This is a genomic window from Anabaena lutea FACHB-196 (genome assembly GCF_014698305.1).
Lineage (GTDB): Bacteria > Cyanobacteriota > Cyanobacteriia > Cyanobacteriales > Nostocaceae > Anabaena > Anabaena lutea.
Genome location: NZ_JACJST010000007.1, coordinates 106,595 through 122,919, shown reverse-complemented (window position 1 = coordinate 122,919; position 16,325 = coordinate 106,595). Strand labels below are relative to the sequence as shown.

17 protein-coding genes and 1 tRNA gene are annotated in these 16,325 nt (G+C 41.0%); 9 read left to right on the top strand and 9 right to left on the bottom strand.

Annotated elements, in window-relative coordinates; all coding sequences use genetic code 11:
- Nucleotides 1-29: 29 nt before the first annotated feature.
- Nucleotides 30-284, top strand: coding sequence for a DUF4212 domain-containing protein (locus tag H6G59_RS09890; RefSeq protein ID WP_190713918.1), 255 nt, complete (start codon nucleotides 30-32; stop codon nucleotides 282-284).
- 9 nt (nucleotides 285-293) lie between these two features.
- Nucleotides 294-1,949: a VC_2705 family sodium/solute symporter gene (locus H6G59_RS09885; RefSeq protein ID WP_190713916.1), complete on the top strand. Its 1,656-nt coding sequence runs from the start codon at nucleotides 294-296 to the stop codon at nucleotides 1,947-1,949.
- A gap of 127 nt (nucleotides 1,950-2,076) precedes the next feature.
- On the opposite strand, the gene H6G59_RS09880 is transcribed toward H6G59_RS09885, so the two are convergent.
- Nucleotides 2,077-2,916 (bottom strand): tetratricopeptide repeat protein, encoded by an 840-nt coding sequence (locus H6G59_RS09880; RefSeq protein ID WP_190713914.1) that lies wholly within the window; start codon nucleotides 2,914-2,916, stop codon nucleotides 2,077-2,079.
- Nucleotides 2,917-3,329: 413 nt separating this feature from the next.
- On the bottom strand, nucleotides 3,330-4,250 hold the full coding sequence (locus H6G59_RS09875; protein ID WP_190713912.1) for a ribonuclease D: 921 nt from the start codon (nucleotides 4,248-4,250) through the stop codon (nucleotides 3,330-3,332).
- 536 nt (nucleotides 4,251-4,786) lie between these two features.
- On the opposite strand from H6G59_RS09875, the gene H6G59_RS09870 reads away from it, so the two are divergent.
- The 4 genes from H6G59_RS09870 (at nucleotide 4,787) to H6G59_RS09855 (ending at nucleotide 7,105) form a co-directional block, all read left to right on the top strand.
- Entirely contained in the window at nucleotides 4,787-5,107 is a 321-nt protein-coding gene (locus tag H6G59_RS09870) for a 2Fe-2S iron-sulfur cluster-binding protein (protein ID WP_190713910.1), read from the top strand.
- A gap of 112 nt (nucleotides 5,108-5,219) precedes the next feature.
- A complete protein-coding gene (locus H6G59_RS09865; RefSeq protein WP_190713908.1) occupies nucleotides 5,220-5,390 on the top strand; it encodes a hypothetical protein in 171 nt (56 codons plus the stop codon).
- A gap of 21 nt (nucleotides 5,391-5,411) precedes the next feature.
- Nucleotides 5,412-6,464, top strand: coding sequence for a DUF3326 domain-containing protein (locus tag H6G59_RS09860; RefSeq protein ID WP_190713906.1), 1,053 nt, complete (start codon nucleotides 5,412-5,414; stop codon nucleotides 6,462-6,464).
- 56 nt (nucleotides 6,465-6,520) lie between these two features.
- Nucleotides 6,521-7,105, top strand: coding sequence for a CPBP family intramembrane glutamic endopeptidase (locus H6G59_RS09855; RefSeq protein WP_190713904.1), 585 nt, complete (start codon nucleotides 6,521-6,523; stop codon nucleotides 7,103-7,105).
- Between the two features lie 372 nt (nucleotides 7,106-7,477).
- Here the strand turns inward: H6G59_RS09855 and fcmC are convergent, their stop codons facing one another.
- The 4 genes from fcmC to H6G59_RS09835 form a co-directional block, all read right to left on the bottom strand.
- On the bottom strand, nucleotides 7,478-7,966 hold the full coding sequence (fcmC, locus tag H6G59_RS09850) for a filament morphology membrane protein FcmC (RefSeq protein ID WP_127053767.1): 489 nt from the start codon (nucleotides 7,964-7,966) through the stop codon (nucleotides 7,478-7,480).
- An 8-nt stretch (nucleotides 7,967-7,974) separates the two neighbouring features.
- A complete protein-coding gene (gene fcmB / locus H6G59_RS09845) occupies nucleotides 7,975-9,123 on the bottom strand; it encodes a filament morphology actin-like protein FcmB (protein ID WP_190713902.1) in 1,149 nt (382 codons plus the stop codon).
- A 234-nt stretch (nucleotides 9,124-9,357) separates the two neighbouring features.
- Nucleotides 9,358-9,981, bottom strand: a complete 624-nt coding sequence (locus H6G59_RS09840) for a DedA family protein (protein WP_190713900.1) — start codon at nucleotides 9,979-9,981, stop codon at nucleotides 9,358-9,360.
- Nucleotides 9,982-10,208: 227 nt separating this feature from the next.
- Nucleotides 10,209-11,291, bottom strand: coding sequence for a Gfo/Idh/MocA family oxidoreductase (locus tag H6G59_RS09835; RefSeq protein ID WP_190713898.1), 1,083 nt, complete (start codon nucleotides 11,289-11,291; stop codon nucleotides 10,209-10,211).
- Between the two features lie 524 nt (nucleotides 11,292-11,815).
- Here H6G59_RS09835 and queC point away from each other — a divergent pair.
- A complete protein-coding gene (gene queC / locus H6G59_RS09830; protein ID WP_190713896.1) occupies nucleotides 11,816-12,496 on the top strand; it encodes a 7-cyano-7-deazaguanine synthase QueC in 681 nt (226 codons plus the stop codon).
- A 105-nt stretch (nucleotides 12,497-12,601) separates the two neighbouring features.
- Here the strand turns inward: queC and H6G59_RS09825 are convergent, their stop codons facing one another.
- Nucleotides 12,602-13,954: a CNNM domain-containing protein gene (locus H6G59_RS09825; RefSeq protein ID WP_190713888.1), complete on the bottom strand. Its 1,353-nt coding sequence runs from the start codon at nucleotides 13,952-13,954 to the stop codon at nucleotides 12,602-12,604.
- A 54-nt stretch (nucleotides 13,955-14,008) separates the two neighbouring features.
- The gene (locus H6G59_RS09820; RefSeq protein ID WP_190713886.1) at nucleotides 14,009-14,710 is read right to left on the bottom strand and encodes a hypothetical protein; all 702 of its coding nucleotides are present in this window, start codon (nucleotides 14,708-14,710) and stop codon (nucleotides 14,009-14,011) included.
- 309 nt (nucleotides 14,711-15,019) lie between these two features.
- On the opposite strand from H6G59_RS09820, the gene H6G59_RS09815 reads away from it, so the two are divergent.
- Nucleotides 15,020-15,092: transfer RNA gene (locus H6G59_RS09815), tRNA-Ile, on the top strand.
- Nucleotides 15,093-15,299: 207 nt separating this feature from the next.
- Here H6G59_RS09815 and H6G59_RS09810 read toward each other — a convergent pair.
- A complete protein-coding gene (locus H6G59_RS09810; protein ID WP_190713884.1) occupies nucleotides 15,300-15,539 on the bottom strand; it encodes a hypothetical protein in 240 nt (79 codons plus the stop codon).
- A 37-nt stretch (nucleotides 15,540-15,576) separates the two neighbouring features.
- Between H6G59_RS09810 and H6G59_RS09805 the strand changes: the two genes are divergently transcribed.
- On the top strand, nucleotides 15,577-16,167 hold the full coding sequence (locus tag H6G59_RS09805) for a GNAT family N-acetyltransferase (protein WP_242038839.1): 591 nt from the start codon (nucleotides 15,577-15,579) through the stop codon (nucleotides 16,165-16,167).
- Nucleotides 16,168-16,325: the final 158 nt, after the last annotated feature.

Below are 16,325 nucleotides of genomic sequence, written 5' to 3'. Positions count from 1 at the left end.
ATCTGTGATGCAATGATGATAAAAGAAAAATGGACGAAGATCAGCGTCGCGCTTATTGGCGTGCTAATACTGCTTTAATAAGGATTTTATTAATTATTTGGGCTTTAGTGTCCCTGGTTTTTAGTATTTTGTTGGTTCAACCATTAAATGCAATTCGCTTTTTTGGTGTTCCCTTCGGCTTTTGGATGGCGCAACAAGGATCAATTTTGGTTTTTGTGGTATTGATTTTTACTTACGCTTTCCAAATGGATAAATTAGACCGCAAATATAATATCAAAAAGTGAGGATAATTAGTGTCAGTTGAAATTTGGACGATTGTATTAGTTGGACTTTCTTTTGTCCTCTATATTTACATTGGTTGGCAATCTAGAGTAGAAAATACTAAAGACTTTTTTATTGCCGGTCAAGGAATACCTTCGATTGCAAATGGTGCGGCTACGGCGGCTGATTGGATGTCTGCGGCTTCGTTTATTTCCATGGCCGGGTTGATTTCGTTTTTGGGATATGACGGTTCTATTTATTTGATGGGTTGGACTGGGGGCTATGTTTTACTAGCATTATTATTAGCACCTTATCTGCGGAAATTTGGTAAATACACAGTTCCCGATTTTGTAGGCGATCGCTATGACTCTAATATAGCCCGTTTGGTGGCGGTAGTTGCAGCCATTTTCGTTTCTCTTACCTACGTAGCTGGACAAATGCGGGGTGTGGGAATTGTCTTCAGCCGCTTTTTACAAGTCGATGTCAATACAGGTGTGATCATTGGGATGATCATTGTCGGCTTTTTTGCGGTTTTGGGAGGCATGAAAGGCATTACCTGGACACAAGTAGCCCAGTATTGTGTATTGATTTTCGCATATTTAATTCCGGCAATTGCGATCGCATACAAACTCACGGGTAATCCTATTCCCCAACTAGCTTTTACCACCAGCGATATTGGTGATAAACTCAACCTCATTCAACTTGACTTAGGCTTTAAAGAATATACCCAGCCCTTTGCCAATAAGTCAATGTTAGATGTTCTTTTCACCACCATTGCTTTGATGGTAGGAACTGCCGGTTTACCCCATATTATCGTCCGGTTTTACACAGTTAAAAGTGTGCGTGCAGCCCGGTTTTCTGCTGGTTGGGCATTATTATTTATCGCCATTCTCTACACCACCGCCCCCGCAGTCGGGATGTTTTCTCGTTATAATCTCATTACTTCCTTGCATAATCAAACAATTGCCGAAGTACAGAAATTCGATTGGGTAAATAAGTGGGAAAAAACCAAACTCCTAGCTTTTGAAGATAAAAATAAAGATGGACGTTTGCAATTAAACCCTAATAAAGAAACCAACGAAATTACAATTGATAAAGATATCATTGTTCTTTCCACACCAGAAGTTGCTAACCTTCCCTCTTGGGTAATTGCTTTAGTTGCCGCTGGTGGTTTAGCGGCTGCTTTATCCACAGCATCGGGGTTATTATTAGTAATTTCTAGTTCCGTTGCCCATGATGTCTATTACCGCATTTTCGATTCCACAGCTTCAGAAGAAAAACGGGTATTTGTGGGGCGGGTTGTCGTTGGTTTTGCCCTGGTTCTGGCTGGATATTTTGGGGTAAATCCACCGGGTTTTGTGAGTGAAGTGGTAGCTTTTGCTTTTGGTTTAGCTGCTGCTAGTTTTTTCCCGGTGATATTTCTGGGGATTTTCGATAAACGCACCAATTCCCAAGGCGCTATTGCCGGAATGTTAACAGGTTTGATATTTACAATTATCTACATCGTCGGCGTGAAATTTGCCGGGATGACACCTTGGTTTTTTGGAGTTTCGGCTGAAGGAATTGGGACATTAGGGATGATTATCAACTTCATTGTCACCCTCGTGGTTTCTCATTTTACCCCACCGCCATCAGCCGAAATTCAGGCTTTGGTGGAAGATTTACGCACCCCAATAATTGAAGAATAAAAAAAGACACGGCGATGGGGAGATGGGGGGACGCGGAGACGCGGGGACACGGAGATGGGGAGGAATTACGAATTACGTTGGCGGTAGCCTGCTGTAGGCACTATTACGAATTACGAATTACGAATTATTACCTCAGTTCTTGGATATTCTTCATTACTTGTTGATACAAGTCTTTGTTTCCTTCTTTGTCAAAAATAGCGGCTGCGCGTTGTAAGTCTTGTAACGCCCCTCGCTTGTCTCCAGTAGCGGCAAAGGCATTGCCTCGGTTATTGAAAGCAGGGCCAAAGTTAGGATTGAGGCGGATGGCTTCATTGTAATCTGCGATCGCTTTCTGTTGTTCTCCCCTGGCTGCGTAAGTATTGCCCCGATTATTGTAGGCGATAGAATAATTGGAATCAATACGAATGGCTTGTGTGTAGTCCTCCAGCGCCCCGTTTGCGTCTCCTTGGGTAGCGCGGGCATTTCCGCGATTATTGTAGGCTTCCGCGTAGTTAGGGGCTAGACGAATAGCTTGATTGTAATCCGCGATCGCTTTTTGTTGATCTCCCAAAGATGCCAAGGCATTGGCGCGATTGTTGTAAGTCTCAGCATCATTGGGATTGAGACGCAAGGCTTTATTATAATCAGCGATCGCACCTTCTTTGTTACCAATATCAAAATACGCCAATCCCCGACTTTTGAACGCCGGCGCATATTGAGAATTGAGGCTAATCGACCTACTATAGGCAGCAATAGCCGCTTGTGAGTTGCCTTTAGCGTGCTGATTCTGTCCTTGAATATAAAAGTCTCCGGCTTTCGTTGTTTTAGCTGTACGAACATTGGGAGGACTGACTCCTACTTCTGTCACCAATACATCCGGACTTCTACTGCAAGAACTAGATAAAATTCCACTTAAACCAGCAACCACTGCAATAGAGAATATTCTACCTACAACTTGCCTTTTCTGTGTCAATAATTGCCATTTCATAAATTTTTATAAACCGCATTCACACCTGGAGAAAATGATGCCCACAATCTATTTACTTCACTCCACCACAATTCTAACTTTTGCTGAAAGCTTTAACGCAATTGACAAGCTTTTACCATTTAATTCTTGTTGTTTTTAATTAAAAGCTTTCTCAAAATTTAACCATTAAATTGTAAATTTAATGTATAAATACCTTCAGTTTTAAATTAACAAATTGTGCATTTAACTACATTTTTTATATAGTTTATGGACATCTTCAATCCTTTCTAGTACAAATTATTACCTGCCTCCACAAGTAGGATTTAATGCTTACATACAGCGGGTTGCGTAGTTAGAAGATACAAACTGAGAACCAAACCTCAAGCAGCAAAGGTATTTCACCTCCTGCCTCCTGCCCTCTGCCTTCTTCTGTATTACTCATTATTAACTTCATCTTCCTGATTCTTAGCAATTATTCGCCAAACAGTAGTTTTTTCAATGTCTACATCTAATTGTTCCAAATTCCTCCCTAAATCTTTTTGCAATTTCTCAGTCAGAGTAATTGGAAAATCCAAATCAATATTCTGATTTTCCACCAATCTAAACAATTCGCTAAACTTGACCTTTACAGATTTGCGATCATAATGACTGAGTTGACAATATTCATTCTCGGAAATATTTTGAAATTGCATTGCTTTCTTTAAACGTTCTTGCAAATAATCAAATTCCGAATTTATCAGCTTTCGCTGCTGTTCAATTTTTGTATATTTTTCAGAAAGTGTTGCTAAATCTTCCCTTGCTGGATCTGAGCTAATTTGGGAACTTAAAGCCAATAACTGCAAGTGTACTTGAGCCAAATAAATGCAATCGAAGTAAGCATACTCAATCTGGTCTTCAGTTAAAGGTCTTATTCCCCAATCACCACTTTGTTCTTGTTTATCAATATTGTGAAAATTGCAAAGAGCAGTAGCCAGGGTTTTAAGTTGATAATTAGGTAATGGCAGAAAATGATAAGGGATTTTTTTAGCCATTTCTACAGTGCAAGTAATATTTTTAGCTTTCTTACTTCCTAAAAGTCTTAGATCATAACTAGCATTATGAAAAACTTTTTCAATAGCCGAATTAAACATGATTTGCAGCATAAAATCGGCAATCACATCAGGCTGATCTAAGACATCCAAAATATAAACGCGATTGCCGGTCATATCATGAGGATTATCCAATATCTGAATCAGCGATAATCTCGGATTACGACTTTTATAATCAGCAACTTCTGTATCTATCCACAGAGTCTTAGCTTGGGTATATTTAGCGATTAGAGAACGAATTTCTCCAGCAGCGGTAAGATAAGGCATTGGTAGATTTAGGGAAATACAAATCACTCATATTTTCCCAAATTAGCATTTTGTGACTAATCTTGCGCTGACACCACAGAAATGCCTGTTCCCTGCTGTAAGTATTCAAAAGGAAAGGACATTATCCGCTGCCCCATTATTATGATGAGTTTTTCCAAACATACCTGCCAATCTGCCAATATATTCACAGTGATAGATGCTTTAGTGGTTCTTCAGTACTTAGTATGCTAAACTAATATTGAAAACTCCAATGAAGTAAGTATCTAAATCGCGCAACCTCTCATTCTCAAAAATAACCCCATCCTGTAAATCCTAAAATCCTGGAGATCCTGGTTAATTTTTGATGCAGAAATGGTAGAAAAAGATGAGATTAAATAGCCCTGTTGGTGTAATACTTTTTTGAATTTTATTTAATTTTCAATATTTTCCCCATCAAAATAGGATTAAAAAATATTTTTTCCACAATTCCCTTGTTTCTGCACCTATTTATCAGATAAGATAATTCACCTGTCATCCGTCACACATCCCTTGTGTATATGTCCACAACCTACACCGTCGAAATTAACCACCAAGGCACAATTCATACCTTACAAGTGCCTGATAACGAAACCATCTTATCCGTTGCCCACGCTGCTGGTTTAGATTTACCAACATCTTGTGGTGCAGGTGTTTGCACAACTTGCGCTGGTCAAATTAGCGAAGGAACTGTAGATCAAGCTGATGGCATGGGTGTGAGTCCAGAACTGCAAAAACAAGGTTATGTGTTGCTTTGTGTTGCCAAACCCCTTTCTGATTTGAAACTTGTTACCGAAAAAGAAGACATAGTTTATCAATTGCAGTTTGGAAAAGACAAGTAAAAAGATGCATGAGGATGAAGTACGATAAAAATGCAAATTTTCTACTTCACACTTCATCCTTGATTCTAAAATCAGCTATTCTAGAAAACACAAAGCCACAATATTTACCACTATGACCACTCATTTTATTACTGCTGAAATCGACATTCAAGAAACCCCCACAGAATTACAAAAAGCAATTGAGGCAGAATTGAAAAAACAAGGTGAACCCCTGCGTTGGGCTATTACCTCCGTAGATGATTCCAAGGAAAAAGCTACAGTGGAAGCTGTTGTCACTAAGTAGAGGCTTTGAGTCCGTTCTACTATGCATCTTCCCTATACAGCTATTCTCATCATCCCTACGGGCATTGGGGCAGCAATTGGCGGTTATGCCGGAGATGCATTGCCCGTAGCTAGACTTATATCACAGGTGTGCGATCGCCTGATTACTCATCCCAATGTCCTCAATGGCGCTAGTTTGTACTGGAATCTCCCCAACACTCTCTACGTTGAAGGTTATGGACTTGACAAATTTGCTTCACAATGCTGGGGATTGCGTCCCGTTCATAGCAACCGCGTAGGTTTGCTTTTAGACCAAGCCATTGAACCAGAACTCATGCTGCGACACCTGCAAGCCGCAGACGCAGCTAGAGCAACCTTGGGATTAACCATCACCAATCATGTTGTGACAGACGCACCATTAAACGTAGAATTGCGTACTTCAGCATCGGGTGCGAGTTGGGGAACAATCGGCAACCCAGATAGCTTATTACGAGCAGCTGAGATATTAATTAAGAAAGAAGGAGCCAATGCGATCGCAGTCGTAGCTCGTTTCCCTGAGGATATAAATGAACAAGCAGTTCAGAACTACCGACATGGAAAAGGAGTAGACCCCCTAGCAGGTGCAGAAGCCGTAATTAGCCATTTATTAGTCCGCACCTTTCAAATACCTTGCGCCCATGCTCCAGCCCTTTCAACAGCCCCCCCAGACCCTGATTTATCCCCTCGTTCGGCTGCCGAAGAACTGGGCTATACCTTTTTACCCTGCGTTCTTGTTGGCTTAAGTCGCGCTCCACAATTTATTATTAAGAAGGAAATTATCAATTCTTTACCACAAGATATCTGGGCAGATCAAGTTGATGCCATCATTGTACCTGCAAACTCTTGTGGTAGCAGCGCCTTATTGAGTTTAAGCCAAAAGCAATGTCAAATAATTACAGTCGCAGAAAATAAAACTCTTATAGAAGTTTCTGCTCCAGCGTTGGGAATCAAATCTATACAAGTAAACTCATATTTAGAAGCAGTAGGAGTATTAGTAGCTCACAAAGCTGGTATTAATACATCATTCATTAGTCAAAGAACAGGGAATAGGGAATAGGAAGTTTTTACCAATTACCAATTACCAATTACCCATTACCCATTATCCAAACGCCTGTGGTTGAACAACAAAAGCAAGAACCAGAAATTCCTTACCTCACACGCACCCAAGTACTTGTGGCTATGGGCGCGACTGCGGTTATTTTGTGGATAGTCGCCAAGCTATGGTTGCGCTTTGGCAACTTCCCCCTATTTAAGTTGTATTGGTATGAAAGGGATCTATTCTTGGGACTGGGATTGGGTTTAATTATCACAGTTTTTAGTGGTTTAGCTTATCGCTTTTCTCCGCCCTACCGTAAAAGTGCTGATTATTACCTAGAACTAGTACTTAAGCCTTTAGCTTTACCCGACTTGATATGGCTGGGGCTGCTACCAGGGTTAAGTGAAGAATTATTATTTCGTGGTGTCATGTTACCAGCTTTAGGCGCTGATCATGTAGCCATCCTTGTCTCAAGTCTTTGCTTTGGTGTTTTACACCTGAGTGGTTCCGAACAGTGGCCTTATGTGATTTGGGCAACTATTATCGGTATAATTCTGGGTTACAGCGCCCTACTAAGTGGTAACTTGTTAGTTCCAATTGTGGCTCATATGCTCACGAATTGGCTATCTAGCTATTTATGGAAAACGCGTAAATTGGTTTGATATCACGTCCGTTGAAGTAATCCTATCTATCATCTCCTTATTTACAGCAGATTGCAGATCAATGAGGTACAGAATCAAAATTGAAACCTATACACATTCGCCAGTTTTACTCCTGACTCCTGACTCCTGACTCCTGACTCCTGAATTCTGACTCCCGACTCCTGACTCCTGAATTCTGCTGTAGTCATAAAAACATTAAACCCAGAGCTAGTTTTATAGTTCTGGGTTTAATATCAAGTCCGGCTAATTGCTGCTCATAAAACTCGACCCGTTACCGCGTCAGTCCTAATGATAAGTAACCGGACACAATATAACTGGCTCTCACCCTTTCCGCTTTATCTTACTAAACACGCTTAATAAGTTGCTTGTTTCTTAGAAATCATCTAAATACTGACTTAGACGACTAATTACAGGGTCAACTTCTTGCGGAGTGGGATCGGGAATAGAAACAGAATTGTTAACTACTTCTACTGCTGGTACTGATGAACCTGGAGGCTGATTATATACTCCTTGATTGAGCATAATTGCCAATTGTGCTACTTGTTGACTAAGTTGCAGGATTTGGCTTTCCATCGCCTCCAAACGATTAGATTCCTTAGCAAAAAAACGTTCCTCAAGTCCAGCCATTTGACGTTGCAACTCACCGATTTGTTGTTCCATCGGCAGTGATGCTGTATTCGGAGAAGGTCGTACAGAGTCCGGTACACATAAAGCTTGCCATAAAGCCTCTTTACAGAGGTCGCTGAAAGTCTTTTCGGGCTGTGCCTCCAAGTAACTTTCTACTTGTGCTAACAAGCTCTCATCACCAATTTCTGGATTGAAAGTGACGGATTTAACTACCTTTTTTGACCATTGGAACATCAGTTTTATTACCTAGCAGCGCGAACAGCAGACACTTGTGCCTCTCCATAAAGATACTGCCCCAAAGCGTTAGCTTGGCGGGAGGGTGCGGCCAAATGGGCATTAATCTTGGCTTCTTTGAGCAAACGTTGTACATCTTCCCAGAAGAACTCACCACCGCCACCAGTGATAATCACATCAGTCACACGCTCTGGCAACCAGGCCAACACACGAGAGCAAATTTCTCGTGAAAACTGCTCTGTGAGGTTAGGGAGAAAATCGTCTAGGTTTGTAGGCTTGCTTGCACCTTTAGGACGATAAAAACGCTCACCTTTGGGCTTGTTAACAGCAGAAATCAATGCGAGAGATTGACTATCAGCCCCTTCTATTTCCTTCGCCACCAGTTCATAAAACTTGTTCATGCCAAAGTCTTCACTTTTAGAAAGTCCTCTGGCAAAGCGGAAATTATCCACCATGATACAATCAATGGTTTGATGGCCAATATCGACAATTCCCACTGATATTTTCGTAAAATCGGGGGCTGTTGCTGCTTTATTAGGTTGAGCTTCAGACCACAGCAGACTGCCGTAACCTTCTGGCATTACCCAAACCTTAGTGATATTCAACGACAAAGATTCCCCACGGAAATTTAAAACATGGGGACCACTTACCAGGCTGATTAACTGTGCTTTTTCTTTTTCAAATTGTTCTAAGGAAAGAAAAGGCAAACCCAATACAACCGAAATTTCGTCTTTGAGTTTAAAGTAGCCAGCACTTGCCAAAACTTTTACCAGTGCGTCTTCTACCTTAGATTGTCCGACTCCTAGATTCGCACCAAAATCCGCTGCTAACTGTCCTACTGCGTATCCAGTACCTTGATATTCCAGCCACAAATCCATCAAAGGATCTGTTGCCTTAGATTCAAACACCCCACCCCGTATTTGTTCCATTGACATTTGCTTGACATTGGCAGGGATGAAGGCCACATTACCAGGTTCGCGGCTGACACAAGTTTTGGTAGAGGTTCTACCTAAATCAACACTGAGAATATTTTTCCCCGAACTACTGCTTGGTAGCTTGTTGGCATTAGGATTATTATTTAGAGGGGTTGATGCTACTCGGTTCATGGGAATAGCAGCAGCATTCATCGGATTGGCTACGGGAGGTTGGTCTGTCATAAAAGCTCCTAGTGGTGACTTAACTGTAAAAACTTATCATGCCCATCTTACAAAAATGCGAGCTACGAAAAATTCTAAGTTGGGTCAAGTGTAACTAGAAATACGTCTAAAATTATTGCAGGTTATACCTGTGGTAGGCTGTGCTAACGTGAATTTAGCATTTTTTGACATCATAAGTGTAGGCGAATTTTGCACAGATGTAATCTTTAATTGCAGACTAACAGCGTTAGTGCTTCACTTGCTAGTGCCTTTGCGCTTGCGCTTGAGTACCCAAAAAGCAAATATCAGAACCAGACCCCCAAGCACTATTTTGGATACAGGCGCAAGGTATTTATCCACAAGTTCATACTGGCTACCTAACAAGTATCCTGAATATGTGAGCAAACCGACCCAGGCAGCACTACCCAGGGTTGTGTAGAATAAGAACGGCAACAAGGGCATATTGCTGATGCCTGCGGGTACAGAAATCAAAGTCCTGATTCCCGGCACAAGACGACCAATTAACACCGCTTTGCTGCCTTTTCTGTCAAACCAGCGTTTAGCCTTGGAGATATCCTGGCTAGATATACTCAGCCACTTACCATACTTGTCAGCCAAAGTTTTCAAGCGTTCTTCCCCCAAAAACTTACCAGGATAGTACCAGATAAGTGCGCCCAGAACAGAACCTAAAAGTCCTGCCAAAAATACGCCCAATATATTCAGTTTTGCTCCTCCTGGCTGATATGGACTAGCTGTAAATCCTGCCAGTGGCATAATCAATTCTGAAGGTATGGGGGGAAACAGATTCTCTAAAAACATCAGCAGAGCTATTCCCCAATAGCCCCAAATTTTGATGGTATTAGTGATCCATTCAAGCATTCACTAGATTCCTGAATTTCTATGTATATTAGCTTAATCGCATAGTTTGAATTTTAGATTGATGAAAACTGAGTGCAGTTACTGAGTAGTAAAAAATCTAATCAGTAATTATTCAATCCCCAATCCCTTTCTTTAAGTAAGTTGGGGAGAAGCGAAGACAAAATCAAATTTAATCAAATTTAATCAAATTCAATCAAATTTAAAATTTGGCCTTGCTTCCCCATTTTCTAGGCCGTTGGGGTTAATGATTGTACTCTAGATTCCGATTGCCAGTCTAATGGGTTCCAAACCCGCTCTTCCACAGCCATCTGCTCGATTAAACTGGCTAATCTTAAAGCTTTTAGAGCTTGTTCGCCACCAACCGAAGGCTGATTGCCACCATGCACACAGTTGACAAAATGTTCTAACTCTGCACTTAAAGGTTGAATGTTACTGGTATAGACTTTTTCTATCAAACCATCTTGCCTATAAAGGACTTGCCGATGGTCGTTGAGAGAATTGGTGTTAGTTTGGCGATGAATCAAAATTTCATTCTTGAGAAAATCTGCTTCAGTGAATGAGTTTTTGCAATGGGCGACAATGCGGCGAATTTTGCGGTGAGTAACTTTACTAGCCGTCAGAGTAGCGACGACACCATTAGCAAAACCCAAAGTTGCAGTCACATAATCTAAATAACCAGAGTCTAGGGAACGAGTACCATTAGCTGTCAATTTCACTACGGGAGAACCAGCTAATTCTAGAAGTAAGTCAATGTCATGGATCATTAAATCCAGCACCACTGAAACATCATTCGCTCTGGCTGAATAAGGACTCATCCGATGAGCTTCTAGCGCCAGTACTTCCTCTGTTTTGAGGACTTGGCTCAATTCTCTAAATGCTGGATTAAAACGCTCAATATGACCTACTTGCAAAATACATTGAGACTCAGCAGCAGCATTCACCAGGGACTCTGCCTCAGAAATACTCGCAGCGATTGGTTTCTCAATCAAAACATGAATTCCGGCTAACAGGCAGTTGATACCAACGGCATAATGTAAGCGGGTGGGTACAGCAATACAAACTGCGTCTACATGGGGTAACAGATCGGAGTAATCTTCAAAAAAACGGACTTTGTATTTGCTTGCGGTTTCTAAGCCTCGCTCAACGTTAATATCGGACACGCCTATCAGTTCAACATCTTTCATTGAACTCAAAACGCGGGTATGATGTTGTCCCATGTTACCCACCCCAATCACGCCTATGCGGATTGCTCGTGGCTGGTTGCGCTGTGAATATAGATTTGGTTCTGCCACTGACATGCTATTTTGCACTATTATTTTCTCCTCAACCACCAAATTTAAAGCCGCTACGGTCGTTGGCCTTTATACTTAAGCACCATGTACGATCCGTCTAAAACCATCCAGATGGTAACATAGTGGTTCTATTTATGAAGAATTTCAAAGTTTGTGTTCAGTTCCCACTATCTGGCTATCTTTTGGATAGATAGTTCTTCATTGCTCTATTTTTTGTAAATTACAAAAAAGACAATGTGTTGTTTTGTTGACTTTACAAGCGCTGTAAGACCTAAGTGGAAATTCACGGGTGGCAGTTAGGCAGTTAATTACTGAGATAACTACTCATTTCTACCCCTAGCAAATTAATCACGCTTATTGCTAGTAAAATTACAAACAGTTAAATAACTAACGCTGTAAGTATAATTTTCAGCAAGATAGTTACTTCCGATACCGGGAATTAATTTATTTTCATATTTATTGTTTTGTTTGTTGCATTTTGTTGATTGTCTCACCTTTTGGGTGAAATTGGTGTTAATGATTTTCTGGGGCTATTTTGAGTGATGAAAGCTGTAATTCTGTTGTCTGGGGGATTGGATTCTTCTACAGTTCTCTACCAAGCCAAGGCGGATGGTTGTGAATGTTACGCCATTTCCTTTGATTATCAGCAGCGACACCAACGGGAGTTACAGTCAGCCCTGCTGATTGCTCAAGCATCTGGGGTAGTAAAACATCAGGTAGTGAATTTTGATTTACGGCTATGGGGTGGTTCAGCGCTCACGGATAATGCGATCGCTCTACCTCAAGAACGGTCTTTAGATGAAATGTCTCAAAACATTCCTGTCACCTACGTCCCTGCCCGTAATACCATCTTTTTAAGCTTTGCCTTGGGCTATGCTGAAACTATAGGCGCTCAACGTGTCTACATCGGGGTTAATGCCTTAGATTACTCTGGATATCCTGATTGTCGCCTTGATTATATCCAAGCTATGCAAGAAGTCTTTCGCTTGGGAACCAAACAAGGACGAGAAGGACAACCAATTGAAATTGTTGCACCGCTGATTAATTTGAAAAAAACCGAAATTATCCAACTAGGCAACCAGTTGGGTGTACCTTGGGAGCTAACTTGGTCTTGCTATGCTGGTGGTGATGTTGCCTGTGGTGTCTGTGATTCCTGTCGCTTGCGTTTAGCAGCTTTCGCTGAATTGGGATTACAAGATTTGGTGGCCTATGCTCAGTACTGAGTACCGAGTATTGAGTTCAGGAGAAAGAATTAACTATTGCAAAACTGAATTACGAATGACGAATTATTTAATTTTTTCCCTTGCTCCCTGCCTTCCCCACTTCTTCTACCTGTCACCTTCTAAACGTCGAATTTGAATTTGGTGTAGGCGTGGTCCAATGACTAACATGACGGTGAATTCAAGATTTTCATAGTTAAAGATTTCCCCTTTAGCGGGGATTTTTTGCCATTGATAGAGCAGAAATCCGCCCAAGGTCTGATATTCCCTCATCAATGGTAAATTCAGGTGTAAGACTTCGTTGAGTTCTTCTAGATTTACCTGTGCTTGCACTAAAAATGTTTGCTTGTCTAACATTTGGATCAGCAAGTCGTCGCTGCTTTCCGATTCACCTGCATTACCAATAATTTCGGCAATTACATCTTGGATTGTCACCAATCCTACAGTACCGCCAAATTCATTCACCACAATCACCATAGCTGGTTTCTCTTGCTGCATCATTGGCAATAGTTCACTCAAGAGTGTCTGTTCAGGGACAAACCGGGGAGTACGCATCCAAGCTTGGATTTGCGTGTCTAAATTTAGCTTTCCCGCAGCTAAGGGTTTTGCTAAATCTTGAAAATAAACAATGCCACGAATGTCATCTAAAGATTCGCCAATAATGGGATAACGGGAATGACCAATGGATGTAATTTGCTCAAGCAATATCCCAAAGGTGGCATCTTCAGGTAAAGCGATAATGCTAGTACGGGGAATCATCACGTCTTCTGCGGTTATCTCCCCAAACTCAAAGACGTTATTCAGCAGTTGTCGCTCTGATGACTCTAAACCTGTCGATTCTCGTTCTGTTGATATAATCAGTTGTAATTCTTCTGGGGTGACTGGGGGTCTCCAGCTTTGACCTGTATATTGAATACCAAATAATCGCAACAGGTTGCGAGTAGATTGGTTGAGAATCCAAATAAAGGGACTGAAAAAACGAACAATCGCTTTAACTGAAGGGCCTAAAAATCTTGCCAGCTGTTCTGAATACAGCATAGCCACCGATTTAGGAAATAGTTCCCCAAACACAATTTGTAAATAAGCAATCAACAAAAAAGTAATTGGCACTGATAGAGAATGGGCAAAGAAGTTACTCACTTCTACTGGTAAAGACCAAGTTCTCAACCAGGCATCCATCAGTACAACAATCGTACCTTCTCCAATCCAACCTAGTGCCAAACTAGAGAGAGTAATCCCTAACTGAGCAGTAGATAGCAGCCTGTCAATACTACGTTGTAACATTTCCACTGCGATCGCTGGTATGTCACCAGCCTGAACCAGCTGGTGGATACGTGTCCGCCGCACTGTCACCATTGAAAACTCCGCCGTGACAAAAAAGGCATTAATAGCAATCAGCATTAGCACTGATAACAATCGTAACCCTACATCTGTCAAACTTAAATTAGGAAAACCACTCACCGCTCAAGCTCGTGTAAAACTTACGCCGATACTAAAACGCTAACAATAGCATTTCTATTTTTCCACAGGAATATCTGACACCTGTAATTTCAAGTTTTGAGCCGGATAATCCGTCAGCGCCAGTGATATATTCCTCACATCATCAAGTAAAGCTGTGGGAATGCTGACTGTACCTGTAAATGTCGAACTATTGGCAGGTAATTCTGCGGGTAAACCTTCTGTAATAGCGCTCAGTGTTCTGCCTTTATCATCAGTAACATCTAAGAAACTATACAAGAAGCGCACAGAATCAGCACCTTTGTTTTGCATATTTACTTTTAGTAATAAATCCCCGCCAGAGTAACGAGCAGATTGTACAGACATAGTTACACCTTCGCTCTCAGCCGCAACCGGAAATCCAGGTTGAAGTTTTTCCGAAATCACCGCTTGAGGGGTTTCTTTGGGTTCAGGCTTCTGGTTTTTGATCTCTTCTTCATCTTCATCTAGCTTTTTTGTGTTGCTAGTATTGGCATTACTCTCAATCCGCGACTTGACCGTTTTGAGAATATCAACCTCCTTTAAGAGGGTTATTCCACCCTGTTGGGCGTTATTGCTCTTATTACTGGCAAATTTAGTGGTAGGACGACCATCGGGGGAGGTAACACCCTTGAGAGCAGAACTTCCCATAGTGAACCCCAAAAACGCACTCACAGAACCTGATCCCAACATCAGGGTTAACAAAATCAACGTCAGAACTACAGTGGAATTTATTTTCATCGCTGACAAGCTATTACAAAAGAAGCCTAATCTATTTAGAAGTATTGAAGCTTTGAACCTCAATCCTCAAAGGAACTTAATCAATATTAGTCTGCTCTATTTCCTATTGACACTCCCCATGCCTAAAGCCATTTGCTCTACTTGGCCTTGATTATCTGTCATATTTAGAATCGGGTAATATTTTTTTCAATTGTTCAAAGTTGTAAAATCATGCTATACTTACAAGAGTGCATTTTCTATAAAATTAGAATCACAAGCCAAGATTGACATTGAAGTTAATCTAGGCTAGACCAAAATCTAACACAACGAGCGCCTTTGGCCGATTGGGGAGGCAACGAACTCATAATTCGTCTTCAGGCTGGTTCGATTCCAGCAGGGCGCATTTAATATTTATTTAGCTATAATCACGCTTCTGGAGTAAGAGAGTAGCTACTTTCTCTCAGTATTATTTCAATCTATTGTATTCCTAAAACAACTACTTAGAGGTAACTATCCGATGGAGATAAAATTATTACACATGAATATTTGTATAAGTTTGTATTATTAATTTCTAAAAAACCTATCTGATCAATTTATTAAGCATTAACCTTTACACGATAAGAATATGAACTTGGAAATTGCTCAATCTGCCCTGAAATACTACCACCTTTTCAGTCATGCCTGTGTTATTTTCTTGGGTCAAAGTTAAAACATCACATGAAGCTATCGCATAGAACTCACGAATCACATTCCTAGCGATCGCTTCCAGCAAACCCTTTAGAAGATAGATAATTGAGGCGATCGCGTTTGACTTAGAGTGGAATCTGGAGTAATTTTTCCTGAATATCAAAATTAATTAAGCCACATTTGGACTATAAACTCTAATCATGACAATAGATGGCAACATTTGTCTATCGATTGGGCGAAGTTTTACAATACTTGAAAAGTTGAAAAACAACATAATGATTAGAATTGTTGAAGCGGATATTAGTTTAACTGAACATGCGGAAGCGATGGTTCAATTAATGGATGTGTATGCGCTTGACCCGATGGGTGGTGGTCAAGGTTTATCTGACTACGTTAAGGAAAATCTCCCATCAGAGCTAGCAAAGAGAGAATCCGCTCATGTCATTCTAGCCTTTGTCGATGCTGAACCCGCAGGGCTTGTTGTCTGCTTAGAAGGATTTTCTACGTTTGCGTGCAAGCCTTTGCTGAATATACATGATCTCATTATTGCTCTACCCTACCGTAGGAGAGGCTTATCTAAACTGCTGCTACAGAAAGCAGAAGAGATCGCATTCGATTTGGGATGCTGCAAACTTACTCTAGAGGTACTGGAAGGAAATCATGTTGCCCAGTCTGCATACAAGTCGTTCGGATTCATTGGCTATGAGCTAAATCCCCAGATGGGCAAGGCATTATTCTGGGAGAAAAAACTAGGAAAGCTGCTTGACAAAGCCAAAAGTTCAAGCAATTGAAAGACTGTTGAAACATAACAACCACGTTGCAGCCTACCACTCAAAATAGGTAGTGATGTCAGAACCAGAAGTTAACAAACCAATGCTTAAATGTGGAGGATTAATTAAGTGTACCGCATTACATCGGAAAGTGCTGTATACTCTGCTCAAAAGCAAAA

What these genes read in the sequence shown, in the direction of transcription:
- H6G59_RS09890 (WP_190713918.1), top strand. Translation starts at nt 30, where the DNA reads ATGGACGAAGATCAGCGTCGCGCTTATTGGCGTGCTAATACTGCTTTA.
- H6G59_RS09880 (WP_190713914.1), bottom strand. Translation starts at nt 2,916, where the DNA reads ATGAAATGGCAATTATTGACACAGAAAAGGCAAGTTGTAGGTAGAATA.
- H6G59_RS09875 (WP_190713912.1), bottom strand. Translation starts at nt 4,250, where the DNA reads ATGCCTTATCTTACCGCTGCTGGAGAAATTCGTTCTCTAATCGCTAAA.
- H6G59_RS09870 (WP_190713910.1), top strand. Translation starts at nt 4,787, where the DNA reads ATGTCCACAACCTACACCGTCGAAATTAACCACCAAGGCACAATTCAT.
- H6G59_RS09865 (WP_190713908.1), top strand. Translation starts at nt 5,220, where the DNA reads ATGACCACTCATTTTATTACTGCTGAAATCGACATTCAAGAAACCCCC.
- H6G59_RS09860 (WP_190713906.1), top strand. Translation starts at nt 5,412, where the DNA reads ATGCATCTTCCCTATACAGCTATTCTCATCATCCCTACGGGCATTGGG.
- fcmC (WP_127053767.1), bottom strand. Translation starts at nt 7,966, where the DNA reads ATGTTCCAATGGTCAAAAAAGGTAGTTAAATCCGTCACTTTCAATCCA.
- fcmB (WP_190713902.1), bottom strand. Translation starts at nt 9,123, where the DNA reads ATGACAGACCAACCTCCCGTAGCCAATCCGATGAATGCTGCTGCTATT.
- H6G59_RS09840 (WP_190713900.1), bottom strand. Translation starts at nt 9,981, where the DNA reads ATGCTTGAATGGATCACTAATACCATCAAAATTTGGGGCTATTGGGGA.
- queC (WP_190713896.1), top strand. Translation starts at nt 11,816, where the DNA reads ATGAAAGCTGTAATTCTGTTGTCTGGGGGATTGGATTCTTCTACAGTT.
- H6G59_RS09820 (WP_190713886.1), bottom strand. Translation starts at nt 14,710, where the DNA reads ATGAAAATAAATTCCACTGTAGTTCTGACGTTGATTTTGTTAACCCTG.
- H6G59_RS09805 (WP_242038839.1), top strand. Translation starts at nt 15,577, where the DNA reads ATGACAATAGATGGCAACATTTGTCTATCGATTGGGCGAAGTTTTACA.